The following is a 26166-nucleotide window of genomic DNA, read 5'->3' as shown; positions in this document are numbered from 1 at the left end:
ATGCTGGCCATGTGCGGCGAGCCTTGCGCCCGCCGATTCGAGCCAGACCCCAATCGCTTCGGACGCCCCCTTGACCGACATCACCGCACGGCCAGCGCCGAACGAAAACCACCTGCTGATCAACGCGTACAGCACGCATCCGCAGTCGCCGCTGCTTGCCGTCACCCGCCGCATCGCCGACTCCGGTTGCAACCTGGTTGATACCCGCCTGGCCACGGTCGGCCGCGATGTCTCGGTGACCGCGCTCGCCACCGGCTCGTGGGATGCGGTGGCGAAGCTCGAAACCATGCTGACCAAGCTGGAGCGCGAGGAAGGCCTGAAACTCATCTGGTACCGCACCGGGCCGAAGCCGGTGCAATCCAGCTTGTTGCCCTACGTGGTCGAGGTGATCGCCTCGGACAAGCCCGGCATCCTGTTCCAGCTGGCGGACTTCTTCGACCGCCAGGGCATCACCATCGAAAGCCTGCATTGCTCGCGCTACCGGGCGATGCAGACTGGCGCGGACATGTTCTCCGCGCAGTTGACCATCGGCGTGCCCTCGGACATGCACATCGCCGCACTGCGCGACGATTTCCTCGAGTTCTGCGACCACCTGAACCTCGATGCCATCATGGATCCGATGAAGTACTGATGGCAGATATCGGCGATCGCATCCCCGATCTCCCGCTCGCCCTGTCCAGCGGCAAGTCCGCATCGCTGGGCGATTACGCCGGCAAGTGGCTGGTGCTGTACTTCTACCCGAAGGATTCGACGCCGGCCTGCACCACCGAAGGCCAGGACTTCAACGCGCTGCTGCCGAATTTCAAGCGCGCCGGCGCGCAGGTGCTGGGCGTGTCGAAGGATTCGTTGAAGTCGCACCAGAACTTCAGCATCAAGCAGGGCTTCAAGTTCGATCTGGTCAGCGATGCCGACGAAGCCGTCTGCAATGCCTTCGGCGTGATCCAGCCGAAGAAGCTGTATGGCCGCGAATACATCGGCATCGTGCGCAGCACCTTCCTGATCGATCCCGCCGGCGTCATTCGTGAGAAATGGCAACCGGTGAAAGTGTCCGGGCACGCACAGGCCGTGCTCGACGCATTGAAGGCCGCAAAGACCAAGTGACCAACCTCGTTTCCACCCACTTCCATCGCCCCGCCCCGCGGGATGCGATGGCCCGCCGCTGTCCGACTGCAGGAATCTCAGCATGACGCGAAGCAAGCGCATCTACGTTCTCGACACCAATGTGTTGATGCACGACCCGACCGCGCTGTTCAAGTTCGAGGAGCACGATGTCTACCTGCCGATGCAGGTGATGGAGGAACTCGACAACGGCAAGAAAGGCACCAGCGAAGCCAGCCGCAACGCACGCCAGGTCAGCCGCTTCCTCAACGAACTGATCGAGGCGCACGGCAACACCGACGTGCACAACGGTGTGGCACTGGTGCGTCCGAACGGGTTGCAACTGCGTGGCGCGGAAAGCGCCGGCCGGCTACTGTTCCAGACCGGTGATTTCGATGCCGGCAAGCGCTTCGGCGCGGTGATCCCGGACAACCACATCCTCGGCGCGATCCTGGCGCTGAAGGAGTCCGACCCCGGCGCGCCGGTGGTGTTCGTGTCCAAGGACATCAACCTGCGGATCAAGGCCTCGATCGCCGGTATCGTCAGCGAGGACTACGAGAACGATCGCGCGCTGGATGATTTCAGCCTGCTTTACACCGGTGCCACCGCACTGCCAGAAGATTTCTGGACGCGCCACGGCAAGGACCTGCGCTCGTGGACGGACAAGGGCCGCACCTATTACGAAATCTCGCGCAGCGAGGACGACGACTGGTACCCGAACCAGTTCCTGTACCTGCCGGGCGACGACGACGCCGAGATGAAGGTGGCGAAGGTCACCGCCGACAAGGTCGTCCTGCAAATCGTCGATGATTTCCGCCACAGCCAGCATGCGGTATGGGGCATCCTCGCCCGTAACCGCGAGCAGAACTTCGCGCTGAACGCGTTGATGGACCCGGAGATCGACTTCGTCACCCTGCTCGGTACTGCCGGCACCGGCAAGACATTGCTGGCGTTGGCTGCGGGTCTTGCGCAGACGATGGACGCGCAGCGCTATCGCGAGATCATCATGACTCGCGCCACGGTCAGCGTGGGCGAGGACATCGGCTTCCTGCCCGGCACCGAAGAGGAAAAGATGACACCGTGGATGGGCGCGCTCACCGACAACCTGGAAGTGCTCACCCACAACCAGGATGGCGGTGCCTGGGGCCGCGCGGCCACCAACGACTTGCTGGCATCGCGGATCAAGATCCGCTCGATGAACTTCATGCGCGGTCGCACCTTCCTCTCGCGGTATCTCATCCTCGATGAAGCGCAGAACCTCACGCCCAAGCAGATGAAGACCCTGATCACCCGCGCCGGCCCCGGCACCAAGATCGTTTGCCTCGGCAACGTGGAGCAGATCGACACGCCCTACCTCACCGAAACGACATCCGGCCTGACCTATGCCGTAGATCGCTTCAAGAACTGGGCGCACAGCGCGCACATCACCCTGCGCCGTGGCGAGCGTTCGCGCTTGGCGGACTTCGCGTCGGAAGTGTTGTAGCGCCGCGGCGAATTCACGATGGGAGTGGCGTTGCCGCGCTGGGTGTGGGTCGGCGCAGGCCTGTTGGCCTGCGTCGCCGGCATGGTCAACGTGGTCGGCTATCTCGGCTTCGAGCATCAAGCGATCACCCACCTGACCGGCACCACCACATTGCTGGGCGAAGCGGTGGCCAAACGCGATGTTCGCGCGATCTCGCACCTGGCCGGCATGGTGCTGGCCTTCATGGCCGGCGCCGCGCTCAGCGGAATGATCATCCAGGACAGCACGCTCAGGCTCGGCCGCCGTTACGGCATCGCCCTGGTGCTGGAATCGCTGCTGCTGTTCGCGGCGATCCCGCTGTTCCACCACGGCCAACTCGCAGGCGCCCTGCTCGCGGCGATGGCCTGCGGCCTGCAGAACGCGATGGCCACCACCTACAGCGGCGCGGTGATCCGCACCAGTCACCTGTCCGGCATGTTCACCGACCTCGGCATCGGCCTGGGTCATGCCATTCGCGGCATGCCGCTGCAGAAGCGCCGCCTGCTGCTGTGCGGGCTGATCATCAGCGGCTTCTTCACCGGTGCGGTGTTGGGCGCGCTGTTATTCGTGCGTTTCGGCTATGCAGCACTGATGGTGCCCGCCGTGGTCACCGGCAGTGTCGGGCTGGGCTATGCGCTGTACCGCCAGTTGCAATTGCACCGCCACACGGACGCCGCGTGAACCGGCATCATTCGCACCCCTGTCCGGGAATCCGTTCGTGAACGATCCGCGCCCCATCAGCGTCCTCACCATCGCCGGCAGCGATTCCGGCGGCGGTGCCGGCATCCAGGCCGATCTCAAGACCTTCGCCGCACATGGCGTGCACGGGCTCAGTGCCGTCGCCGCGCTGACCGCGCAGCACACCCGCGGCGTGACGGCGGTGCATGTACCGGATGTCGATTTCCTGCGCGCACAGCTGGATGCCTGCTTCGAGGACTTCCGCATCGGCGCAGTGAAGATCGGCATGCTGGCGACCGCCGAGGTGATCGATGCCGTGGCCGGTGCGCTGGAACAGCATCGCCCCCCATTCGTGGTGCTGGATCCGGTCATGGTCGCTACCAGCGGCGCCAAGCTGCTGCAGGACGATGCGCTGCACGCACTGCGAACGCGCCTGCTGCCATTGGCCAGTATCGTCACGCCGAACATCCCGGAAGCCGAACTGCTGCTGGGCCACACCATTGCCGACGATGCTGCAGCCGAGTCCACACTGGCCGAATTCGTCGACGACCTTGGCGCCAACGCGGTGCTGCTGAAGGGTGGACACCTGCCGGCCACGGATTGGGTGATCGACCGCTATTGGGATGGCGATTCCATCGCGCAGTACGCACACGAACGCCTGGCCATCGACGCCCACGGCACCGGCTGCACGCTGGCATCGGCCATCGCCGCGAACCTGTGCCACGGCCTGCCGATGCAGGCCGCCTGCGAGGCTGCTACCGACTACGTGCATCGCGCCCTGCGCCTGGGTTATCGCCCGGGTCGCGGCGATGTACTGGTGCTCGATCATTTCGGCGCTGGGCCGGTGGTGCGCGGTTGATGCGCGCGCTTGAACTGCCGGTCGGCACCGACGGCGCCCATCACGCCACGCTGATCGCGCGCATCCCGGATGCACCCCGCGCCCGCCTGCTGTGGCTGCCGGCGCTTGGCATCGCCGCCAAGCACTACATCCCGCTGGCCGACGCGCTGGCAGCGCGCGGCATCGCGGTGTTCCTGCACGAATGGCGCGGCAATGGTTCCAGCAACCTGCGCGCATCGCCCGACATCGACTGGGGCTATCGCGAACTGCTGGCCGATATCGCCGCCAGCGAGCAATGCGCCACCGATACCGCGCCGGGCATCGAGCGCATCATCGGCGGCCACAGCCTGGGCGGGCAGCTGGCCTGCTGCCATCTGGCGCTGGATCCACAGGCAGCAAGCGCACTGTGGCTGGTCGCCAGCGGCTCACCTTACTGGCGCGCATTCCCTGCACCCTCACGCTGGTGGTTGCCGCTGGCCTACCGCTTCCTGCCGTGGCTGGCACAGCGCAAGGGCTTCCTGCCGGGCCGCAGCGTGGGCTTCGGCGGCAATGAAGCGCGCGGCGTGATCGAGGAGTGGGCGCGCACCGCCTTGAGCGGCCGCTACGCCGCGGCCGGCATCGACACCAATCTCGATGCCGCGATGGTGCAGTTCAATGGCGCCGTACGCGCACTGTCGATGGACAGCGACTGGCTCGCACCGCCTTCGTCGATGGACTTCCTCACCGGCAAGCTGCGCGACGCCCGCGTGCAGGCTGCGACCTTCGATGCTGCGACGCTTGGCGCGCGCGCCGACCACTACGCCTGGATGAAACAGCCAGACGCAGTGGCGGACTTCCTGACCGCTTAGACCTTGCCGAACACCAGCGTGGCGTTGGTGCCGCCGAAGCCGAAGCTGTTGGACATCACCGTACGCAGCTGCGCATCGCGGCTTTCGCGCAGGATCGGGAAGCCTTCGCAGCGCGGATCGAGGTTCTCGATATTTGCCGATCCGGCGATGAAACCGTCGCGCAGCATCAACAGGCTGTAGATCGCCTCGTGCACGCTGGCCGCGCCCAGCGAATGCCCACTCAGCGCCTTGGTCGAGGACAGCGGCGGTACCGCATCGCCGAACACCTCGCGCACGGCATTCAATTCGGTGACATCGCCCAGCGGCGTGGAAGTGCCATGGGTGTTGAGGTAATCGATCGGCGCGTCCACGCCTTCCATCGCCATGCGCATGCAGCGCACCGCGCCTTCGCCGCTGGGCGCCACCATGTCGGCGCCGTCGCTGGTCACGCCATAGCCCAGCAGTTCGGCATGGATGCGCGCACCACGTGCGACAGCGTGGTCGTAATCCTCCAGTACCAGCATGCCGCCACCGCCGGCGATCACGAAGCCGTCGCGGTTGGCATCGTAGGGGCGCGAGGCGGTCGCCGGTGTGTCGTTGTACGAGGTGGACAGCGCGCCCATCGCGTCGAACATCACCGTCATCGTCCAGTGCAGGTCTTCGCCACCGCCGGCGAACACGATGTCCTGCGCGCCATGACGGATCAGGTCGGCACCCGCGCCGATGCAATGCGCGGAGGTCGCGCAGGCAGCGGACAGCGAATAGCTCAGGCCCTTGATCTTGAACGCGGTGGCCAGGTTGGCCGAGACCGTCGAGCACATCGTGCGCGGCACCATGTACGGGCCGACCTTGCGCACGCCGCGATCGCGCAGGAGATCGGCGGTTTCCACCTGCCATTCGCTGGAACCGCCGCCGGAACCGGCGATCAGGCCGGTGCGCGGGTGGCTCACTGCCGCTTCGTCCAGACCGGCATCGGCAATCGCATCGCGCAGCGACAGATAGCTGTAGGCCGCGGCATCGCTCATGAAGCGCTTGAGCTTGCGGTCGATGGCGGCTTCCAGGTCGACTTCGACCGCACCACCGACCTGGCTACGCAGGCCGCGCTCGGCGGCGTCCGGCAAATGACGAATGCCCGCACGCCCGTCGCGCAGCGACGCGGAAACCGTATCCAGGTCATTGCCCAGGCAGGACGCGATGCCCATGCCGGTGACCACAACGCGTCGTTGCGTGTTCACATGGCCTCCATGGACTGGAACAGTCCCACGCGCATGTCGCGGGCCACATAGATTTCGCGGCCATCGACATAGGTGCGGCCATCGGCGATCACCATCTTCAGGCGGCCACGCATGACCCGGCGGATATCGATCTCGTAGCTGACCACCTTCGCGTCCGGCATCACCTGGCCTGTGAACTTGATCTCGCCAGCGCCGAGTGCGCGCCCGCGCCCTTGCTCGCCCAGCCACGGCAGGAAGAAACCGGTGAGTTGCCACATCGCGTCCACGCCCAGGCAGCCGGGCATCACCGGATCGCCAAGGAAGTGGCAACCGAAGAACCAGAGATCCGGATGGATGTCGAGTTCGGCACGGATGAAGCCCTTGCCGTAAGCGCCGCCATCCTCGGTGATGGCGGTGATGCGATCGAACATCAGCATCGGCGGCGCGGGCAGGCGCGCATTGTCCATGCCGAACAATTCGCCGCGAGCGCAGGCCAGGAGTTGCTCGCGATCCAGCGAGGACGAACGGGTCATCACGCGACCTCTGGAGTAAAAACTCGATTCTACGGGCCAACCCCCGACATACCTATGCGTATGCGAGCAATGGCGCGGCTTTGGCCGTTTACCCGGGTGAAATCGAATGCACGGGCAACACACACGCAAGCGTATTAAGCTTCGATGACGACTTTGCACGGAACACACGAGTGACGCGACCTGCGCCTGCTTCGCTGCTGACCATCTTCGGCGCCACCGGGGATCTTGCCCAACGCATGCTGCTCCCTTCGCTGTACAGCCTGCAGGCCGAACAGCTGCTGCCGGACAAACTGCGCATCCTGGGCACCGCGCGCAGCGAGCTGACCCGCGAGGGTTTCGCCGAATTGGTGGCGAACACCATCCACGAGCGCATCCCCGCCGAGGAATGCAATGAAGCCGCACTACGCGGCCTGCTGGATCGCCTCGACTACATCCCGGCCAGCGTCGACGACGATGCCTCGATGGCGAAGCTCGCGGCGAAAGTGGAGGAATTGCGCGATGGCGACGTGCTCTACCACCTCAGCACCGCGCCGCGCTTCTATGTACCGGCCTGCCGCGCATTGGCCGCGCACGGCGCTGCCGATGCTGGAACGCGAGTAATGCTGGAAAAACCCATCGGCAAGGACCTGGCCAGCGCCGAGGCGATCAACGACGGCGTGGCGCAGTACTTCGACGAAGACCGCGTCTATCGCGTCGATCATTACCTCGGCAAGGAAGGCGTGCAGAACCTGATCGCGCTGCGCTTCGGCAACGTGATGTTCGAGCCGCTGTGGAACGCGCGCCACATCGAGCAGGTGCAGATCACCGTGGCCGAAACCGTCGGCGTGGAAGGCCGCGGCGACTATTACGACGATTCCGGCGCGATGCGCGACATGCTGCAGAACCACCTGCTGCAACTGCTGTGCCTGGTGGCGATGGAGCCGCCGGCGCGCTTCGAACCGACCGCCGTGCGCAACGAGAAGATCAAGGTGCTGCGCTCGCTGCGCGCCATCGGCCGCGATCACGTCGCCAGCGAATCCGTCGCCGGCCAGTACAGCGCCGGCGCGATCGATGGCGTGGCGGTGCCCGGCTATGCGCAGGAACTCGGCCGCGACAGCAGGACCGAAACCTTCGTCGCCCTGCGCGCGCACGTGGACAACTGGCGCTGGTCGGGCGTGCCGTTCTACCTGCGCACCGGCAAGCGATTGCCGTCGCGCTGCACCGAGATCTACATCCAGTTCCGCAAGGTGCCGTATTCGATCTTCGGCGGCCGCGCTGGTAGCGACATGCTGCCCAACGGCCTGCTGATCCGCCTGCAACCGGAAGAACGCATCGAACTCGACCTGATGGCGAAGACGCCGGGGCTGGATCGCAGCGGCCTGCGCCTGTCGCAAGTCGCTCTGGACCTGGACTTCCACGAGGAATTCGCCAACGCGCGCCGCCGCATTTCCTACGAACGCCTCTACCTCGATGCGATCGAAGGCAACGGCACCCTGTTCGTGCGCCGCGACGAAACCGAAGCCGCCTGGCAATGGGTGGATGCGATCCTCGACGGCTGGCGCAGCGCGAATATCGCGCCGAAGCCGTATCCGGCTGGCACCTGGGGGCCGAGCGCGGCGGTGTCGCTGATCGAACGCCACGGCCACAGTTGGCGCGATTGATGGGCTGGATCGAGCACGATTACCCAAACACCGATGCGCTGATCGAACAGGTCGCGCAAGAATTGCAACACGCCTGTCGCGATGCCACACGCGAACGCGGCGTTGCCTGGCTAGCGCTCGCGGGCGGGCGCACGCCGCTGCCGATCTACGCGCGGCTCGCCGCATCGGCATTCGACGGCAGCATCACCGCGATCCCGACCGACGAACGCTGCGTGCCGCACGACCATCCGGCCTGCAACCTGCGCGCCCTGCGCAAGGCGTTCGCATCGAGTGCCGGCATCACCGCGAACGGCATCACCCGTGACGATGGCGACGAAACCGCATCGCTGGCGCAAGCCCGCGCGTTGCTTGCATTGAATGCGCAACCCTTCGACTTCGTGCTGCTGGGCATGGGCGCGGACGGCCACTTCGCCTCGCTGTTCCCCGGTGCGGCGAATTTTGCCGAAGGCCTCGCGATGGACAGCGGCATCGACGCCATCGCCACCCTGCCCGATCCGTTGCCGCCGGAAGCGCCGTTCGCGCGGATCAGCCTGACCCTGCCGCGCCTGCTCCACGCGCGTTCGATCCACCTGGTCGTCACCGGCGAAGACAAGCGAGGCGTGCTGCGCCAAGCGCAACAGCAGGATGATGGCGGCGCGATCCCCTATCCGGTTGCCGCACTGCTGCATGCGCGCGACCATCGCCTGCAGATCCATTGGAGTCCGTGATGTCCACGCTGCATCCCGTCGTCGAACGCGTCACCGCCCGCATCGCCGAGCGCAGCAAGCGCCTGCGCGACGACTACCTGGCACGGATGGACGCCGCGCGCGAAACCCGGCCGGCGCGCCGCGACCTGGGCTGCGGCAACCTTGCGCACGGCTTCGCGGCCTCGGGCGTGGACAAGCAGGAATTGCGCAGCGGTCGTGGCGGCAATATCGGCATCGTCACCGCCTACAACGACATGCTCAGCGCGCACCAGCCGATGGAGCAGTACCCCGCGCTGATCCGCATGGCCGCGCGCAATGCCGGCGGCAGCGCGCAGGTCGCCGGCGGCGTGCCGGCAATGTGCGATGGCGTGACACAGGGCCGCGCCGGCATGGAGATGTCGCTGTTCTCGCGCGACGCCATCGCGATGGCCACGGCGGTCTCGCTTTCGCACGAAATGTTCGATGGCGTGCTGATGCTGGGCGTATGCGACAAGATCGTGCCCGGCCTGTTGATCGGCGCGCTGAGCTTCGGCCACCTGCCGACGATCTTCGTGCCGGCGGGGCCGATGCCCTCCGGCATCCCCAACAAGCAGAAGGCCGAGGTGCGCCAGCGTTATGCACTCGGCGAAGCCACCCGCGAGGAACTGCTGGATGCCGAAGCGGCGTCCTACCATTCGCCCGGCACCTGCACCTTCTACGGCACCGCCAATTCCAACCAGATGCTGATGGAAGTGATGGGCCTGCACATGCCGGGCAGCGCCTTCGTCAACCCGGGCACGCCGCTGCGCGATGCGCTGACCGTCGCCGCCGCCGAGCAGGTGTTGCGGATCACCGCACTGGGCGACGATTACCGCCCGCTGGCGCGCACCGTGAACGAGAAAGCCATGGTCAACGCGATGGTCGGGCTGGCCGCCACTGGCGGTTCCACCAACCACGCGCTGCACCTGGTCGCCATCGCCCGCGCCGCCGGCTTGATCATCGACTGGAACGACCTGGACGAACTGTCGAAGGCTACGCCGCTGCTGGCGCGCGTGTATCCGAACGGTTCGGCCGACGTGAACCATTTTCACGCCGCGGGCGGCCTGGGACTGGTCATCCGCGAGCTGATCGATGCCGGCCTACTGCATGCCGACATCGCCTGCGTGCATGGCGGCGACCTGCGCCAGCAGGCGCTGGAACCGCACCTCGACGGACTGCAGTTGCAGTGGCGCGACGCGCCCGCACAATCGAAGGACGTCAGCGTGGTGCGCGGCGTGGCCGCGCCGTTCGACAGCGAAGGCGGCCTGCGTCGTCTGCAGGGCAACCTGGGCCGTGCGGTGGTGAAGATTTCCGCGGTGGCACCGGAGTTCCGCCGCATCGAAGCGCCCGCGCGCATCTTCGAATCGCAGGACGCCTTGCTGGACGCATTCAAGGCCGATGAACTGGTCGGCGACTTCGTCGCGGTCGTTCGCGGCCAGGGCCCACGCGCCAACGGCATGCCGGAACTGCACAAACTGACGCCGACGCTGGCCGCCTTGCAGGATCGCGGCCAACGCGTCGCCCTGCTCACCGACGGCCGCATGTCCGGCGCTTCGGGCAAGGTGCTCGCGGCGATCCACGTGACGCCGGAAGCGGTCGATGCCGGCGCACTGGCGAAGCTGCACGAGGGCGACATCGTCCGCATCGATGCCGAGGCCGGCACGATGGAGGCGCTGGTGGATGCCGGCGAATGGGCGACGCGCGCGTTGGCAAAACCGACACTCGCCGCCAACCGCATCGGCCATGGCCGCGAACTGTTCGCGCTGATGCGCAGGAATGTCAGCCCTGCCGAACAAGGCGCGTGCTCATTGTTCCTCGACGAGGACGCCGCATGAGTCAGCTTGCGCTGGTCGGCGACATCGGCGGCACCAATGCGCGCTTCGCGCTGACCGACCTATCCACGCCAGGCGTCGAACTGCACGAGGCGCAGTCGCTGCGCAATGCGGACTTCGCCAGCATGCAACACGCGATCGAACACTACCTGTCCGGCGTGGATGCCAAGCCCGCGCGCGCGGCGTTGGCGGTGGCCAGTCCGGTTGGCCACGACGAAATCCGCCTCACCAATCGCGCCTGGTCGTTCAGCCGCCGCGAACTGCAGCGCACGCTGGGCCTGGACGAGCTGCGGATGATCAACGACTTCGGCGCCGTGGCCTGGGCCGTGCCCTCGCTGCAGCCCGACAGCTTGGTCACCCTGCACGGCGATCCCGCCGCACCGTTGCGCGGGCCGGTCACGGTGATGGGCCCCGGCACTGGCCTGGGCGTCGCGCTGCTGGTCGGTTCGCACGCACACGGCTGGCATGCGGTGGAAACCGAGGGCGGCCACACCAGCTTCGCCCCGCTCGGCGACGAGGAGCGCGCGATCGCCGCTTGGCTCACCGCGCAACACGGACGTACCTCGACCGAACGCCTGCTGTGCGGCAAGGGCCTGTCCGAGATTGACCTGGTGTTGCGCGGCGGCGCTGCACTTGCGCCCGCCACCAACCTGATGCCGGGAGAAAGCAGCCTGCAACGCCAGTCCCTGCGCGATCCGGCGGAGATCGTGGCAGCGGCGCTGGAAGGCCACGACATCGCCGCGCGACAAACGCTGGCGCGCTTCTGCGCGGTACTCGGCAGCGTGGCCGGCGACTGCGCGCTGATCCACGGCGCGCGCACCGTGGTGATCGCCGGCGGCATCGTGCCGCGCTTCATTCCGTTCCTGCGCAGCAGCGCCTTCCGCGAACGCTTCCTTGCAAAAGGCCGGATGGCGACACTGCTGGAAGCCGTGCCGATCCACGTCATCACCCATCCGCAACCGGGGCTGCTTGGTGCCGCCACTGCCTTGCGCTCGAAGGAACTGTGAGCCACGCCATGCTCGATACCGCCCGCCATTCCGCCCAAGTCGATGCCGTGTTCGCGCTTGCACCGGTCATCCCCGTGCTCACCATCGAACGACTCGACGATGCCCTGCCGCTGGCGCGCGCACTGGCCGACAACGGCCTGCCGGTGCTCGAAATCACCTTGCGCACCGCCTGCGCCGTCGATGCGATCGCGTTGATCGCACGCGAACTGCCGAATGCCTGCGTCGGCGCCGGCACCGTGTTGAATGCACGCGACCTCGATGCGGTCACGCAGGCCGGTGCGCGCTTCGCGATTTCGCCCGGTGCCACCGACACCTTGTATCGCGCTGCGGCCGATGGCCCGGTCCCACTGATTCCCGGCATCGCCACCGCCAGCGAACTGATGCGCGGGCTGGAGCATGGCTGGCAACGCTTCAAGTTCTTCCCCGCCGAATCCAGCGGCGGCATGCCTGCCCTGCGCGGTTTCGCCGGCCCGTTCGCGCAGGTGCGGTTCTGCCCGACCGGCGGCATCGATGCGGCGAAGGCCCCTGGCTATCTCGCGCTGCCGAACGTCGCCTGCGTCGGCGGCTCGTGGATGGTGCCTGCCGATGCGCTGAAGACCGGCGACTGGCAACGCATCGGCGGCCTCGCAAGCGAGGCCGCCGCGCTCAAGCGCTGATCAGGCGACGTCGGCAGCTGCAGCCGGCGCACCCATCGCTCGGCTCAATCCCACTGCGACCAGGATGGTCGCGACCAGGGTGATGAACATCAGGTGCAGGTAATGCAGCGGCGGCGCCCACACGAAGGTGAACATCGCGTACAGCGCCACGCCGAACACCAGCGCGATGCGAATCGCCTTCGCGTTCGCACCCTTGACGAAGATCGCGACGATGAAGGCCGCCAGCACCGGCATCGAATACAGGCCGTTCAACTTCTGCAACGTGCCGATGATGCTGGTCGCGTTCTGGTACAGCGGCACCAGTGCCAGCGACACCAGCATGAAGACCAGTTGCACGACCTGGCCGATGCGTTTTCCGTCCGCCTTCGGATTCACCAGTGGCAGGTACAGGTCCACGGTGAACAACGCGGCCGCCGAGTTCAGGCCGGCGTTGTAGCTGGACAGCACCGCGCCGGTGATCGCCGCCGCGAACGCGCCGGCCAGCCATGGCGGCAGCACGTCGCCGACCAGGCGACCATAGGCGTTGTCGTCGATATCGCCATACAGCTTGAACGCGATGATGCCGGGCAGGATCACGATGAAGGGCGTGAGGAATTTCATCGCCGCCGCCGCATAGATACCCTTCTGCGCTTCGCGGATGTCCTTGGCCGCCAATGCGCGCTGGGCGATCAGCATGTTGGTGCCCCAGTAGAAGATGTGGGCGAACACCATGCCGGTGAGCAGCGTGGGCCACGGGATGTCCGAATCCGGCCCGCCCCAGAGCGTCAGCCGATCCGCCGGAATGCCCGAGAAATCCCAGCCGATCCGCTCAAGCGCAAACCATGTCACCAGTCCGCCCATCACCAGCAGGATCACGCCCATGTAGGTGTCGGAAATGGCGATCGCGCGCAGGCCGCCGAGCGCCGCATACGCGAGCCCTGCAAGCGCGAACAGGATGGCGATGGTCATGATCGACATGTCCGGCTCGAACATCGATTTCATGAAGCGCGCGCCGGTGTACAGCACCATCGGCAGCAGGATGAACATGTAGCCCAGCAGGAACAGCACCGAGACCGTGCGCCGCAACGACGCGCCATTCGGCAAGCGTTTCTCCAGCAATTCGGTGGTCGTGGTGCAGTTGTACTTGTAGTACATCGGCACCAGCACCCAGGCCAGCACCAGCAGGCCGGCGGCGGCACCGAACTCCCACCACACCTGCAGCAGGTTCTGCGCGCCGTTCATGCCCACGATCTGCTCGGCACTGATGTTTGTCAGCAGCAGGCTGCCGGCGATGAACGGCCAGCTCAGGTGCTTGCCGGCCAGGAAGAAATCCTGCGTGTTATCCGCGCTTTTCGCATCCTTGCGATAACGCAACCACGTTGCCAGCGCGACCAATGCGGTCAATCCCAGGAAAACCGCGAGCTGCACCATGTTGGTTTCCATCGACTCCTCCTCCCTGCGGCCCGCACGCGTGGCCCGCATCAAAAAAAGACCCCTGCCTGTACGGGACAGGCAGGGGTTTGGTCACGTCATCACATCACTGAGATGGTCAGAACTTGTAGTTGACGCCGAACAGCAGCGTGCGGCCCCACTCGATGGTTTCCAGCGGGCGGTCCTTGCTGCCTGCGTACGTACGGTAGTCCTCATTGCCCAGGTTGCTCGCCTGCAGCAGCAGGCTGAGGCCCTTCAGGCTGCTGTTCTCGCCGAAGGTGTAGCTGGCCTGCGCATCGGTGATGTTCTCGCCGACCACGTATCGCAACGTGCGTGCACCGTCGAAATTGCCGATCTCGCCGATGAAGTCGGAACGACGACGGTTATTCACGCGAACCTCGAAGCCGTTGCGCTCGTAGTAGGCGGTGAAGTTGTAGACGCGGTCCGACAAGCCCGGCAGCGAGATCGGGGCATTGCCCACGCTGCTCGAGTTCTCGGGCGCGAGGATGGTGATGTCGCTGTCGTTGAAGCTTGCGCTTGCCACGATGCCGAAACCGTTAAACGCCTGGCCGAAGACCAGGTCCAGCGGCAGCGATGCAGTCAACTCGATGCCCTGCAGGGTTCCGCCCTTGCCGTTGAACGGTGCAGACATGGTGCCGGTCGTCTGCACCGGCACGGTCATGCCCGCCGGCGGTACCCAGCCCTGCAACAGGTCGGTGAAGTCATAGCCATCGCGGGTCTGGGTGAAGATGTAGCTGCGCAGGTCCTTGTAGTAGTAGGCCGCGGCGACATAGGCCTTGCTGCCGAAGTACTTCTCCCACGAGATGTCGAACGCATTCGCGCGCCAGGGATCCAGCAGCGGATTGCCGCCGCCCGCACCCGGCTTGCCGGTGGCGGTATCGACCCCGAATTCAACGGAGGAACGTAGCTGGTCGACGCGTGCGCGCGCCACCTGGCGCGCCAGCGCAACGCGCAGGGTCTGGTCGTTCGCCAGCGAGAACGCCAAGTTCAGGCTGGGCAATACATCCGTGTAGGTCTTGCCATTGGAGAACGGGCGGATCTCCTGTCCGGCCGGCTGCGAGCTGTCCCACACGCGCGAATCCGACGACTGGTCGGTGCGCTGCACCTGCAGGCCGATATTGCCGCGCACGGGGATGGAACCCCACGTGGTATCGATGTTGCCGCGGATGAAACCGGTGGTGATCTCCTCGTTGACGGTCCATGCCTTGGGGATCAGGTAGGCGGCAGTGTCGTCGGTCGGGTTGAAGGTCATGTAGCGCGCCACTGCGCCCGGCACGTCCCAGGAGGGAATCAAGCCAACGCCCGCGAAGCCGAGATCCACCAGCCCGTACTGCAGCTCGGAGGCAATGGTGGTATCGCCCTGCGAACCGACATTGATATTGCCTTCGGGCTGCCACTTCTGCTTCTCGCGATCGGCATAGTTGATGCCGAAGTCGATGTCCGCGAACAGGTTGCTCGCCGCTTCCGGCGCAGGAAGGTTGGCGGTCAGCCGGATGCTGCCGAGTTCGTCGACGACCTTGGGCACCTTGCCGTAGCCCGAGCCGTAGATCGTGCCGCGCAGGTACAAGCTGTTGGGGTCGGAATAATCGCGTCCCGGGTTGAGCTGCGGGAAGTCGCCGTTCGCGAAGTCCAGCACCACCGAATCCAGTTGCGGCGCCGGCGTCAACTGCAGGTTGTTCTCCAGGTTAAGTTCATCGCGCTTGGCGCGCGACCAGCTGATGTCGGCGACCAGCTTGGCGCGACCGACGAAGAACTCGTTGCTCCAACCCACCGCATTGATGGTGTCCTTGCGGTCGTTGTACATGCCGCGGACCAGCGGATACACATTGTTCGCGGTGCCGCCCGTGAAGGTTCCGTTCGCGTTGATGACGGGGTTGTCGACATCCAGGCGCCCGTAGTTGCCGTTGTAGTCGCCGATATGCACCTCGAACTGATTCGCGGTGTTCTCTTGCTTGGACTTCGTGTAGAACAAATCGAGGGTGCTGATCCAGGCATCCGAAGGCCGGAACTCAAGGGTCGCCATCACGCCGTCGCGCTTGGTGTAGCCGGTGCGACGCAGCGCCTTGATACCGTCCGAATAGTAGGTACCCGCAGGCACGCCAGGCCGCCAGTTGTCGCCAATCGCCTGCCACGGTTCGTACAGGCCGACCTGGTTTTCCTGGACCGGGGTATCCGAATGCGAGTAACCGATCGAGAAGCCGACCTTCCGGTCCGCCGACTGGGTGATCATGGCCGCGTTGAAGCGATTGCCATCGGCATCCGCATTCGCGGCGTCGCCCAACGAACTGCGCTGCCAACGCCCGCTGATCGCGACCACGGTCTCGTCGTAGTTCAGGGGACGCACGGTGCGCATGTCCATGGTGCCGGACAGGCCTTGGCCGACCAGCGCCGCGTCCGGGGTCTTGTAGATGGTCACGCCGGCCATCAGTTCGGACGGGTACTGGTCGAACTCGACGCTGCGGTTGTCGCCGGTACTGACCAATTCGCGACCGTTGAGGGTGGTGGTGGCGAAATCAGGCGACAGGCCACGCACGCTGATCACCTGCGCACGACCGGCCACGCGTTGCGCGGCGATGCCGGGCAGGCGCGCAATCGACTCGGCGATGCTGACATCCGGCAGCTTGCCGATGTCTTCGGCGGAGATGGCTTCGACGATCGAGGTCGCATCCTTCTTGATGTCGATCGCGCGCTCGATGCCGCCACGAATACCGGTCACGGTGACCTTGTCGAGGGTCTTCGCATCCTCCGCCTTCTTCTTGGCAGCCGCAGCATCATCTTCGGTCTGGCCCGCGGGCTGCGCGGACTGCGCATGCACTTGCGCGGTCAACATCATCGTCGCCGAGGCCAGCGCCATGCTCAGCAGGTTTCGCTTCAACTGCACCATCTTCCCCTCCAGGAATCGTTTGAATGGTCGGACGATCGTTGCCGTCCGCTCCGTCGGGCCCGCATGCATCGACAGCCCATGCGTGAACGCGACTGATAGTAGTCGCGGAGTTTCCCGACAACGCGAACCTGCATACGTATTCATGACGATTCCGTTAAGAACATCCTGAAATCCGCGTCATTGCTCGCTATCAGCGAGTCTCGAGGAAGCGGGAGAACGTCCGGCGGCATCCATCGCATGGACCGCAGCCCAGTTTTGTCGCGACGCAACATATCGCAGCGACATTGTCATGACCGCCGGCGATCACGACCCCGGTGGCTTATCCGATGCGCCATAGGCCCAACGCAGGAATACGGGCAACATCCGCGCCCAACTTGGCTGATCGTGGCGACCGCCAGCGAGGAGAAACAGCGTCGCCGCATCCCCGCTCGCGCCTTGACCCAGCTCGCGAACACCCTTGCGCGCGGTACCGTCGGGTGCCTTCCAACCATCGATCAGCTCGCGGGTATCGTCGATCACATCGATGATGCCGTCGCCATCGCGATCATCGGTTTCTTCCTTCGTACCGATGCCGAAGAACAATCGCGGGCGCGACATTGGCGGACTGCTGTCGACCAATGCATGCACGACGCGCGTGGCCTGCACCGCATCGGCATTCGTGTTGTCCGCCGACAACCAGAACGACGGCGAAAACGCGCCGACGTCTCCGAACATCTCCGCAGACTGCCAGCCGATGCCGAATGCACTGAGCGCACCCAACGACCAACCGAGTATGGCGCGCCCCTCCGTGCTGGCCACCGTCCGGTAGCGCGTATCGATCGTCGGCACCAGATCGTGTGTCAGCCAACGCGCATAGAGCTGCGCATGTGCGCCAACCACGCCATATTTCGTCGACGCGGCGATGGCTTCGCCTTTCGCCCGATCGAACAATCCGTAGCCAGCCATGCGATCCGGCGGCATGTCGATGGCGACCACGATGATCCGGCGGATTTCATACCGCGCATACAGGCGTTCCAACGTTGCCTGCATGCCGACCGCTTCCATGTCCTGGCCGTCGTTGACGTACAGCGTGTCGTAGCGTGCCTGCGTCGATCCGTAATCCGGCGGCAAGTAGATGCGCACGCGGATCGGCTTGTCGGAAAGGCCAGGAGCGGCCTGTTCCAATGTATCGACGCGGATGCCCTGCGCCTGTGCGAACGCGCATGCGAACAACAGGCACAGGCCGGCGATGAATCGCACGCTGTCAACCATCGATGGGCACGAAGCGCACCGCCGCGCCGCCACCGCCGGCCAGCCAGAGCGCCAAGGCATCGCCTCGCGTCACCGTCTTCGCTTCGCGCGCGAAGCGGAAGCGCGACTCGCCCTTCCAGCCGGCGCCTTCGCCATCGCGGTAGATCTCGGCGCGGTAGTGTTTGCCGGGATCGAGGAAATCCAGCTTCAGCGGCACGGTGCGCGCATTGCGGTCGTTGATCGCGCCGATGAACCATTCGCCACCGCCCCGCTGCTTGCGTGCGATAGCGACGTACTCGCCCACTTCGCCGGCCAGCACCCGGCTTTCGTCCCAATCCACCGCCACGTCCTTGATGAACTGGAAGGCATCGGCGTGCTGCGCGTAATGCTCCGGTAGGTCGGCTGCCATCTGAATCGGGCTGTAGAGCGCCACGTAAAGCGCCAGTTGCCGTGCCAGCGTGCTGCCGATCTCCTGCCCGTTCTTGCCAGTCAGGCTGACCACGCCCGGCGTGTAGTCCATCGGACCGGCCAACATGCGCGTGTAGACCAGGGTGACTTCGTGCTCCGGTGAATTCGGCGGGTCGCCCCAGGCATTGAACTCTTGCCCGCGCGCGCCTTCACGCGAAATCCAGTTCGGATACGTGCGCCGCAAGCCGGTGTCCTTGATCGGTTCGTGCGCGTTGATGGCGACGTGGTGTTTCGCCGCGTCCTGCACCACGCGCAGGTGGTGGTTGCTCATCCATTGCCCTTCGTGCCACTCGCGAAGCACCGGCCCGTTCGCAACGTCCTGCCGCTCGATCTGCCCAGCATCGCAGACATAGCCGGTCTTGACCGCATCGATGCCAAGCCTGCCGAACAGCGCGAACGCCTCGTCCATCTGCCGTTCGTAGTGACTGACCGCGCAGCCGGTCTCGTGGTGGCCGATCAGGTGCACGCCCTTTGTTCTCGCGTAGGCAGCGAGGCCTTTCAGGTCGTAGTCCGGCGTGGGCTTGCGGAAATCGAAGTCCCAGCCGTTGGCGAACCAGTCGCCATCCCAACCGATGTTCCATCCTTCCACCAGCACGCCACGAAAACCATTTTCAGCAGCGAAGTCGATGTAGCGCTTGGTGTTCGCCGTAGTCGCGCCGTGCTTCGCCCCGGTCGCCCAGGTCTCCTTGTCGATGTGCAATGACCACCACACACCCACGTACTTGCTGGGCTTGAACCAGCTGATATCGCCGAGCTTGTTCGGCTCATTGAGGTTGAGGATCAGGTTGGATTCGACCAATCCGCCAGCGCGGTCGCTGATCGTGATGGTGCGCCACGGCGTGGCGAACGGAGTCTTGCGCACTACCGGGGTCGGGCTGCCTGGGGTCAGGATCGCGCGCAGCGTGCCGCCATCGCGCATCAGGTTCATGCCGGCGTAATCGACCAATGCCGCCTCGTGGATGCTGAGGTGCACACCATCATCGGTGCGCAGGGTGATCGGTGTCTGCGCCACGCCGACTTCAGCCAACGGCGTGCGGTGGTACAGGTATTCCTCGCGATTCCATTCGAAGGCGGGTATCCACCACGCGGTGGCCGGCCGCGCGATGGCGAACTCGGTCAACTCCTGCACGATCTGCGCCTCGGCCAGTCTCGGCTGCTCGGGAATGTCGTAGCGGAAGCCGACGCCATCGTCGAACACCCGGAACACCATGTCGAAGTGGCGTTTGTCGTGGTCTTTCTCGACGAAACTTGCGCGCAATTCGTTGTAGTGGTCGCGCACGTAGCGGCGTTCGCCCCAAGGCTGTTCCCAGGTACCGTCGGCGCTGCGCGATGCCTGTTTGTCCAACTGCAGGCCGCGCAGGATCTGGCGTCCATTGCGAAAGATGAAACCCAGCCGCGAATCGGCGATCACCGGCTTGCCATCGCGCAACACGCGGTACGCCAACCGCCCTTCCCCATTGAGATCCAGCTGCACCACGATGCGCCCATCCGGCGACGATGCCTGCGCCACCTGCTCCGCATGCGCGAAACCCGGCAACGCCAGCACCAACAAGAGTCCGAACAGTAATCCCTTCATCGCGCATGCGCTCCCTTTTCGATCACGAATACCACGGCCGTGCGCCCCGGCAACTCGAACCTGCCATCGCCCAGCGCATAGCGCGCCTGCCTTGTGCGGGGGTCGGCAGCGACATCCGCCGCCAGCACTGGATGCAGCACGTATGCCTTGCCGGCTTCCTCCGGCAACACCAGCGTTTGCGCATCGGGCGACACATTGAGCAGGTACAGCACTTCCGCGAATTCGCCCGCCATCCCGTTGCCGTCCAGGTGGCCGACGACGACCAGCGGATTCTGCTTCGGCCCGACATTGCGGAATACCAGCCACTTCGAGATTTCGTCAGCCGAGGCAAGACGGAACAGCGGCGTGCTGGCACGGATACGCAGGATGTCGCGGAAGGCATCGCGCATCCAGGCGATATCGGCCGGGGCCGGCTTTGCATTCGCGTTGCGCAGTACCGGCTGCAGCAATTCCCAGTCCTTGCCATTGTCCTGCTTGGGTGGCAAGCCCGAGCCGAAGCCGTTGTCCGCGTAGGTCCAGTCAAGGCGGTTGAACCAGTCGCCGGAATCGAAGCTGTTGCGATCCAGCGACTTGCTGCGCAGCACGTCCATGCCGGCGTGGAAATACGCCACGCCCTGGCTGAAGGCGACGAACGCCGCACCAAGCAATTGCACCCGCGCACGCTCCTCGGCGCTGGTGCCTTGCGGCAATTTCAGCGCATGGATGTCCCACAACGTCGGGTTGTCGTGATTCTCGACATAGTTGACGACTTCGCCCGGCTGGCTGGCATAACCGGCTTCCATGCCCTTGTAGTCCACTGCAGACAGTGGCGCGATGCGGCCGTCTGCAAGCGTGGTGCGGTAGTCACGCAAGGTGCCGGCCAGCCCCGCACGCGCGAGATCGGCGGCATGCAGCAGGTCGCGGCGTGTCGCCTTGCCGCGCGCGCGCGCATTCGGCACGTAGGCCAGGCCGTTGAGCAACCCTTGTTGCCCGAACAGCTCGATACCGCTGTCGCAGCAGCCACCACCGCGCAGCGCATCGCGCGCGCGGTCGCTGAAGGTGGCGATGCCGGTACCGTTCAACATGCCCTGCGCAGCCTGCGGGAAACGCGCGCCATTGGCGATCTCGCCGAAGTTCCAACCCTCACCGAGCAAAGGCACATTGCGCCCCGCAGCGGCATTGGCCGCGCGCTTCACCTCGATCATCGCATCGCGCGGCTGGTGGCCCATCAGGTCGAAACGGAACGAATCGATGCGGTACTGCTTCGCCCACAAGGCGACGGAATCGCGCATCAGCCGCGCCATCATCGGGTGCTCGGTGGCAGTGTTGTCGCAACAGGTCGAAGTCTCGACCTTGCCGTTCGCATCAAGCCGCTGGTAATAGCCCGGCACGATGCGATCCAGCACCGAGCGCGGCGACTGTCCCGATGCCGTGGTGTGGTTGTAGACCACATCCATCCCGACGCGCAGGCCGGCCGCATGCAGGGCCTGCACCATGGCGCGGAACTCGCGGATGCGCACCATGCCATCGGCCGCGTCACTGGCGTAACTGCCTTCCGGCGCGTTGAAGTGGAACGGGTCGTAGCCCCAGTTGAAGCAGTCCTTCGCCGCCGCCGACATGACGACCGCCTGTTGCGCCTCGCTGTCCGCTGCGGCCTGCGGGATCGCGGGCGTTTCGCAGCCCGCTTCCGGGATCGTGGCGATATCGAAGACCGGAAGCAGGTGGATATCGGTGATGCCCGCCTCGCCGAGTGCGCGCAAATGGCGCATGCCGGCGCTTTCGAAATCGGTGAAGGCGAGGTATTTGCCGCGATGCGCCTGCGGCACGCTGCCGTCGCCAATCGAAAAATCGCGCACATGCAATTCGTAGATCGCCATGTCGGTATTCGAGGCCAGCGCGGGTGGGCGCGGCGTATCGTCCCAACCTGCGGGCTTCATGGCAGGATCATCGAGGTCGGCGATGTAGCTGCGCGCGGAATCCGTGGTCAAGCTGATCGAATACGGATCGGTGACGCGATTGCGGACGATGCCGATGCCCGGCACGAACACATCGACGAGGTAGGCGTAGTAATTTCCACGCAGGTCACGCGAAATCGTTTGCTGCCAGACGCCGCTTCGCTCATCGCGCTGCAAGGGCGACGCGCTTTCCGTGCTGGCCATACCATCGCGATATAGACAAAGCGACGCCTTGCTGGCGGTTGGTGCCCACAAGCGGAAGTGCGTCGAGCCCTTGCCAGGCGTTGCGCCCAGCGGAGCGGGATCCGCATCGGCTGCCGCGTACAAGTCATCCAGCGCGCCGGGGTGCTGCAGATAGGTCGCATCCAGCACGTGGCCTTGCGCATCTTCCTGCACCAGCAGCAGTTGCCCGATCAACAGGCCGTGTAAGCGCGTCGCGTCGCTTGCCGCAATGCGCATCTCCGCGCCAGCACTTGTGAAACCGAAACGGGCTGCGGCTTCCGCGGACGCCGTTGCGGGCTGCAACGCGAGCACCGCATCGGCGCCCTGTACCGGCGCCCCGCGCTCGACCTTCAGGCCTGCAGTGGCCGATGCATACAACCGGTAGCTTGCCTGCGCCGGCATCTTCGGCCAGCGGATCGTGTCGGCATCCAGCCAGTACGCACGGGCGTCGGTGGCCGCGTACGCGGCGGGGTGCAGCGTTGTGGCGACGGGGCCGTCGCAATCAGCCGTTGCGGCCTGCACCGGGACTGCGGCCAATGCCGCCAGCGGCAATACCCAGCGCAGGCGAGTCATCAAACCGCGCGTGCGAAGGCCGCGCCATGCGGCGGGAAGTGCAGCGCATCGCCCTGCAGACGCGCCGTATCGATACCGGGCGCATCGATCAACGCGATACGCTCCGGCGGCACCCACTCGACACTCGATTGCGAAAGATTGAACGCGACCAACATGCGCTCGCCCGCATGCTCGCGCACGAAGGCGAGGATCGATGCCGGGGCGTCAACAAACCGGATCGCCCCCCCGGTCAATGCGGGCTGGGTCTTGCGCCAGTGCAGGAACGCGCGCACCGCGTTGAGCACCGATGCGGGATCCGCGTTCTGCGCATCGACGCTGCGCAGGCGATGCCCTTCCGGCACCGGCAGCCACGGCTTCGCGCCACTGAAGCCCGCGTTGTCCGTGCCGCCCCACGGCATCGGCGTGCGGCAGCCGTCGCGGCCCTTGAAGTTGGGCCAGAACGCCTTGCCGTAGGGATCCTGCAAGGATTCGTACGGCACGTCGGCTTCCGGCAGGCCGAGTTCCTCGCCCTGGTACAGGCAGACCGAGCCGCGCAGCGAGCACACCAGCGCGACCAGCTGCTTCGCCAGCGCATCGCCGGCTTCGCTGCCACCCCAACGGGTGACGGCACGTTGCACGTCGTGGTTGGAGATCGCCCAGCACGGCCAGCCTTCCTGCAGCTGCGCTTCCAGCGCTTCCACCGTGCGGCGGATATGCGCAGGCGAACCGTCGTCGGTCAGCAATTCGAAGCTGTAGCCCATGTGCAACCGATGCGGCTGCACGTATTCGGTCATCGTCGCCAGCGAATCATCGGACGAGATCTCGCCGAGCGCGGCCACGTCCGCGTAGCCATCCATCAGCCGGCGGACGTCTTCGAGGAAGCCCAGGTTCTCCGGCCGCGTGTTGTTGTAGGTGTGGTACTGGAACGCGTAAGGATTGTCCGGGCTGAAGCCACGACCTTGCCGCAGTTCCATCGGCTTGGCCGGGTTGTCGCGCAGCTGCGCGTCGTGGAACGGGAAATTGATCGAATCCAGGCGGAAGCCGTCCACCCCGCGATCCAGCCAGAAGCGCAGGTTGTCGAGCTGCGCGGCGCGCACTTCAGCCGAATGGAAATTGAGTTGCGGTTGCGAACTCAGGAAGTTGTGCAGGTAGTACTGGCGCCGGCGCGGTTCCCAGGTCCACGCAACGCCGCCGAAGATCGACAGCCAGTTGTTGGGCGGACTGCCGTCGGGCTTGGCATCGGCCCACACGAACCAGTCGGCCTTCGGGTTGTCGCGGTTTTCCCGGCTTTCGACGAACCACGGATGCTCGATCGAGCAGTGGCTTGGCACCTGGTCGATCATGACCTTCAGCCCGCGCGCATGCGCTTGCGCGAGCAGGCGGTCGAAATCTTCAAGCGTGCCGAACAATGGATCGACATCGCGGTAATCGGAGATGTCGTAGCCGAAATCGGCCATCGGCGATTTGAAGAATGGCGAGATCCAGATCGCGTCCACGCCGAGCGAGGCGATGTAGTCGAGGCGATCGACGATGCCCGGCAAATCGCCGATGCCGTCGCCATCCGTATCGAGGAAGCTGCGCGGGTATATCTGGTAGATCACCGCGCCGCGCCACCAATGCTGCCCTGCCATCCCCGCTCCACGCCGATGCGATGGTCACGGACTATGCCGCGTCGGCGCGCCTCGTGCGCCTGACATGGCACACGCTTTCGGATTGAATACGTTTACATGCAGGATGTGGCCAGAAATGCGGCGGATATGCGGCGCTGCATCACGACGCGGGCGGATCGCTGCAGCACACTTCGGGCAACTCTCCATGCAGCGGCGGATTTCCGATGGCGTCGAACAGCGAAGTCCCACACCGGACGATTCAAAAGCCGCAGCTGTCGTTCTGGCAGATCTGGAACATGTGTTTCGGCTTCCTCGGCATCCAGTTCGGCTTCGCACTGCAGAACGCCAACGTCAGCCGCATCTTCCAGACGCTGGGTGCGGAGATGGATTCGCTGCCGGGGCTGTGGATCGCCGCGCCGCTGACCGGCCTGATCGTGCAGCCGATCATCGGCTACATGTCCGACCGCACCTGGACCGGACTCGGCCGCCGTCGTCCGTATTTCCTGGTCGGCGCGATCCTGTCATCGATCGCGCTGATCTTCATGCCGGACTCGCCCACGCTGTGGATCGCCGCCGGCCTGCTGTGGGTGCTGGACGCATCGATCAATATTTCGATGGAACCGTTCCGCGCCTTCGTCGGCGACCAATTGCCGGTCAGCCAGCGCGCCAAGGGCTACGCGATGCAGAGCTTCTTCATCGGCGTGGGATCGGTGGTCGCCAGCATGCTGCCGTGGATGCTGGAGAAATGGGGCGTTGCCAATACCGCGGAAGCCGGCCACGTGCCGGACACCGTGCGTTACGCGTTCTATGCCGGTGCCGGCGTGTTGCTGGGCGCGATCACCTGGACGGTGCTGCGCACCCGCGAATATCCGCCGGAAACGCTGCATGCCTACGACGAAGCGCCACCGCTGGATCGCGCGCCACTCGACCGCGCGCGATCCACGCGCTTCGGCCTGTTGTGGCTGGGGCTTGGCGTGCTGGGACTTGCGTTGGTCGCAATACAGGGCCTGCCACGCGAGTTGTTGCTGCTCGGCGGCCTGCTCGCGGCCTATGGCATCGCCCTGCTCACGTTGAACGTGGTGGGCCGCGACAACGGCTTCTCGCAAGTGATGACCGATATCTACGCGATGCCAACCACGATGCGTCGACTCGCCATCGTGCAGTTCTTCTCCTGGTTCGCGCTGTTCGCGATGTGGATCTACACCACCGCCACCGTCACCTCGGTCTACTACGGCAGCACCGACGCCACCTCGGCCGCCTACAACACCGGCGCCAACTGGGTAGGCGTGCTGTTCGCCGCCTACAACGGATTCGCCGCGCTGGCTGCCATCGCGATCCCGTTCATGGCCAATCGCCTCGGCCTGCGCAAGAGCCATCTGATCAATGTCGCGCTGGGCGGTCTCGGGTTGATCTCGTTGCCGTTCATGCCGAACGAGAACTGGCTGATCCTGTCGATGGTCGGCGTCGGCTTCGCCTGGGCCTCGATCCTGTCCCTGCCCTACGCGCTGCTGTCCGACAGCGTGCCCGCGCAGAAGATGGGCGTGTACATGGGCATCTTCAATTTCTTCATCGTGATCCCGCAGCTGGTGGCGGTGGCCACGCTGGGCTACATCCTCAAACACCTGTTCGCCGACGACCCGTCGAAAATCCTGATCATGGGTGGCATCAGCATGCTCGTGGCCGGCCTGTGCGTGCTGCGCGTGCCTGAACCCACTGCACATGCGGCCTGAA

General features: G+C 65.2%; 20 protein-coding genes. 12 read left to right on the top strand and 8 right to left on the bottom strand.

The features are described 5' to 3' along the window. Nucleotides 1-70 precede the first annotated feature (70 nt). The 6 genes from G7079_RS06420 to G7079_RS06395 all read left to right on the top strand — a co-directional run bounded on the left by G7079_RS06420 (nt 71) and on the right by G7079_RS06395 (nt 4963). Nucleotides 71-631 (top strand): glycine cleavage system protein R, encoded by a 561-nt coding sequence (locus tag G7079_RS06420; protein ID WP_166056517.1) that lies wholly within the window; start codon nt 71-73, stop codon nt 629-631. Then, nucleotides 631-1101: a peroxiredoxin gene (locus tag G7079_RS06415; RefSeq protein WP_166056516.1), complete on the top strand. Its 471-nt coding sequence runs from the start codon at nt 631-633 to the stop codon at nt 1099-1101. The genes G7079_RS06420 and G7079_RS06415 overlap by 1 nt, the downstream gene beginning before the upstream one ends. 82 nt (nt 1102-1183) lie before the next feature. Then, the gene (locus G7079_RS06410; protein ID WP_166056515.1) at nt 1184-2581 is read left to right on the top strand and encodes a PhoH family protein; all 1398 of its coding nucleotides are present in this window, start codon (nt 1184-1186) and stop codon (nt 2579-2581) included. Between the two features lie 18 nt (nt 2582-2599). Next, nucleotides 2600-3280 carry a YoaK family protein gene (locus tag G7079_RS06405; protein WP_166056514.1) on the top strand — a complete coding sequence of 227 codons (681 nt, stop codon included), beginning with the start codon at nt 2600-2602 and terminating at the stop codon, nt 3278-3280. 37 nt (nt 3281-3317) lie between these two features. Next, nucleotides 3318-4136 (top strand): bifunctional hydroxymethylpyrimidine kinase/phosphomethylpyrimidine kinase, encoded by an 819-nt coding sequence (gene thiD / locus G7079_RS06400; protein WP_166056513.1) that lies wholly within the window; start codon nt 3318-3320, stop codon nt 4134-4136. Continuing rightward, nucleotides 4136-4963, top strand: coding sequence for an alpha/beta fold hydrolase (locus G7079_RS06395; protein WP_166056512.1), 828 nt, complete (start codon nt 4136-4138; stop codon nt 4961-4963). The genes thiD and G7079_RS06395 overlap by 1 nt, the downstream gene beginning before the upstream one ends. Here G7079_RS06395 and fabB read toward each other — a convergent pair. Continuing rightward, nucleotides 4960-6177 carry a beta-ketoacyl-ACP synthase I gene (fabB, locus tag G7079_RS06390; protein ID WP_255453191.1) on the bottom strand — a complete coding sequence of 406 codons (1218 nt, stop codon included), beginning with the start codon at nt 6175-6177 and terminating at the stop codon, nt 4960-4962. The genes G7079_RS06395 and fabB overlap by 4 nt on opposite strands. Beyond that, nucleotides 6174-6689: a 3-hydroxyacyl-[acyl-carrier-protein] dehydratase FabA gene (gene fabA / locus G7079_RS06385; protein ID WP_166056511.1), complete on the bottom strand. Its 516-nt coding sequence runs from the start codon at nt 6687-6689 to the stop codon at nt 6174-6176. The genes fabB and fabA overlap by 4 nt, the downstream gene beginning before the upstream one ends. Before the next feature lie 170 nt (nt 6690-6859). On the opposite strand from fabA, the gene zwf reads away from it, so the two are divergent. Genes zwf through G7079_RS06360 form a run of 5 tightly spaced genes read left to right on the top strand, consistent with a single transcriptional unit; the run spans nt 6860 to nt 12528 of the window. Then, nucleotides 6860-8329 (top strand): glucose-6-phosphate dehydrogenase, encoded by a 1470-nt coding sequence (gene zwf / locus G7079_RS06380; RefSeq protein ID WP_166056510.1) that lies wholly within the window; start codon nt 6860-6862, stop codon nt 8327-8329. Continuing rightward, the gene (gene pgl, locus G7079_RS06375; protein ID WP_166056509.1) at nt 8329-9036 is read left to right on the top strand and encodes a 6-phosphogluconolactonase; all 708 of its coding nucleotides are present in this window, start codon (nt 8329-8331) and stop codon (nt 9034-9036) included. The genes zwf and pgl overlap by 1 nt, the downstream gene beginning before the upstream one ends. Continuing rightward, complete coding sequence (gene edd / locus G7079_RS06370) at nt 9036-10868, top strand: phosphogluconate dehydratase (RefSeq protein WP_166056508.1); 1833 nt, start codon at nt 9036-9038, stop codon at nt 10866-10868. The genes pgl and edd overlap by 1 nt, the downstream gene beginning before the upstream one ends. Continuing rightward, nucleotides 10865-11872 (top strand): glucokinase, encoded by a 1008-nt coding sequence (gene glk / locus G7079_RS06365; RefSeq protein ID WP_166056507.1) that lies wholly within the window; start codon nt 10865-10867, stop codon nt 11870-11872. Before edd ends, glk begins: the two co-directional genes overlap by 4 nt. Before the next feature lie 8 nt (nt 11873-11880). After that, nucleotides 11881-12528 (top strand): bifunctional 4-hydroxy-2-oxoglutarate aldolase/2-dehydro-3-deoxy-phosphogluconate aldolase, encoded by a 648-nt coding sequence (locus tag G7079_RS06360; protein ID WP_166056506.1) that lies wholly within the window; start codon nt 11881-11883, stop codon nt 12526-12528. Here G7079_RS06360 and G7079_RS06355 read toward each other — a convergent pair whose 3' ends face one another. From G7079_RS06355 to G7079_RS06330, 6 genes are all read right to left on the bottom strand, one after another. Beyond that, the gene (locus G7079_RS06355) at nt 12529-13950 is read right to left on the bottom strand and encodes a solute:sodium symporter family transporter (protein ID WP_166056505.1); all 1422 of its coding nucleotides are present in this window, start codon (nt 13948-13950) and stop codon (nt 12529-12531) included. Nucleotides 13951-14056: 106 nt separating this feature from the next. Then, entirely contained in the window at nt 14057-16843 is a 2787-nt protein-coding gene (locus tag G7079_RS06350; RefSeq protein ID WP_166056504.1) for a TonB-dependent receptor, read from the bottom strand. A 303-nt stretch (nt 16844-17146) separates the two neighbouring features. Then, on the bottom strand, nt 17147-18082 hold the full coding sequence (locus G7079_RS06345; RefSeq protein ID WP_240906258.1) for an alpha/beta hydrolase-fold protein: 936 nt from the start codon (nt 18080-18082) through the stop codon (nt 17147-17149). Nucleotides 18083-18086: 4 nt separating this feature from the next. Then, nucleotides 18087-20117 (bottom strand): glycoside hydrolase family 97 protein, encoded by a 2031-nt coding sequence (locus tag G7079_RS06340; protein ID WP_166056502.1) that lies wholly within the window; start codon nt 20115-20117, stop codon nt 18087-18089. Next, nucleotides 20114-22846: an alpha-1,6-glucosidase domain-containing protein gene (locus G7079_RS06335; RefSeq protein ID WP_166056501.1), complete on the bottom strand. Its 2733-nt coding sequence runs from the start codon at nt 22844-22846 to the stop codon at nt 20114-20116. The genes G7079_RS06340 and G7079_RS06335 overlap by 4 nt, the downstream gene beginning before the upstream one ends. After that, nucleotides 22846-24456 (bottom strand): alpha-glucosidase family protein, encoded by a 1611-nt coding sequence (locus G7079_RS06330; RefSeq protein ID WP_166056500.1) that lies wholly within the window; start codon nt 24454-24456, stop codon nt 22846-22848. The genes G7079_RS06335 and G7079_RS06330 overlap by 1 nt, the downstream gene beginning before the upstream one ends. A 203-nt stretch (nt 24457-24659) precedes the next feature. Here G7079_RS06330 and G7079_RS06325 point away from each other — a divergent pair, with 203 nt between their 5' ends. Next, a complete protein-coding gene (locus G7079_RS06325) occupies nt 24660-26165 on the top strand; it encodes an MFS transporter (protein ID WP_166056499.1) in 1506 nt (501 codons plus the stop codon). The last annotated feature ends 1 nt before the right edge of the window (nt 26166 follow it).

The sequence above is a fragment of the Thermomonas sp. HDW16 genome (assembly GCF_011302915.1).
Taxonomy (GTDB): Bacteria; Pseudomonadota; Gammaproteobacteria; order Xanthomonadales; family Xanthomonadaceae; genus Thermomonas.
The sequence above is the reverse complement of the archived record's forward strand: the minus strand, read 5'-3'. Positions and strand labels throughout refer to the sequence as shown.

Excerpts from the sequence above, each read along its gene's own strand:
- G7079_RS06415 (WP_166056516.1), top strand. The coding sequence starts at position 631 with ATGGCAGATATCGGCGATCGCATCCCCGATCTCCCGCTCGCCCTGTCC.
- G7079_RS06410 (WP_166056515.1), top strand. The coding sequence starts at position 1,184 with ATGACGCGAAGCAAGCGCATCTACGTTCTCGACACCAATGTGTTGATG.
- G7079_RS06405 (WP_166056514.1), top strand. The coding sequence starts at position 2,600 with ATGGGAGTGGCGTTGCCGCGCTGGGTGTGGGTCGGCGCAGGCCTGTTG.
- G7079_RS06395 (WP_166056512.1), top strand. The coding sequence starts at position 4,136 with ATGCGCGCGCTTGAACTGCCGGTCGGCACCGACGGCGCCCATCACGCC.
- fabA (WP_166056511.1), bottom strand. The coding sequence starts at position 6,689 with ATGACCCGTTCGTCCTCGCTGGATCGCGAGCAACTCCTGGCCTGCGCT.
- pgl (WP_166056509.1), top strand. The coding sequence starts at position 8,329 with ATGGGCTGGATCGAGCACGATTACCCAAACACCGATGCGCTGATCGAA.
- edd (WP_166056508.1), top strand. The coding sequence starts at position 9,036 with ATGTCCACGCTGCATCCCGTCGTCGAACGCGTCACCGCCCGCATCGCC.
- glk (WP_166056507.1), top strand. The coding sequence starts at position 10,865 with ATGAGTCAGCTTGCGCTGGTCGGCGACATCGGCGGCACCAATGCGCGC.
- G7079_RS06360 (WP_166056506.1), top strand. The coding sequence starts at position 11,881 with ATGCTCGATACCGCCCGCCATTCCGCCCAAGTCGATGCCGTGTTCGCG.
- G7079_RS06355 (WP_166056505.1), bottom strand. The coding sequence starts at position 13,950 with ATGGAAACCAACATGGTGCAGCTCGCGGTTTTCCTGGGATTGACCGCA.
- G7079_RS06350 (WP_166056504.1), bottom strand. The coding sequence starts at position 16,843 with ATGGTGCAGTTGAAGCGAAACCTGCTGAGCATGGCGCTGGCCTCGGCG.
- G7079_RS06340 (WP_166056502.1), bottom strand. The coding sequence starts at position 20,117 with ATGAAGGGATTACTGTTCGGACTCTTGTTGGTGCTGGCGTTGCCGGGT.
- G7079_RS06335 (WP_166056501.1), bottom strand. The coding sequence starts at position 22,846 with ATGACTCGCCTGCGCTGGGTATTGCCGCTGGCGGCATTGGCCGCAGTC.
- G7079_RS06330 (WP_166056500.1), bottom strand. The coding sequence starts at position 24,456 with ATGGCAGGGCAGCATTGGTGGCGCGGCGCGGTGATCTACCAGATATAC.
- G7079_RS06325 (WP_166056499.1), top strand. The coding sequence starts at position 24,660 with ATGGCGTCGAACAGCGAAGTCCCACACCGGACGATTCAAAAGCCGCAG.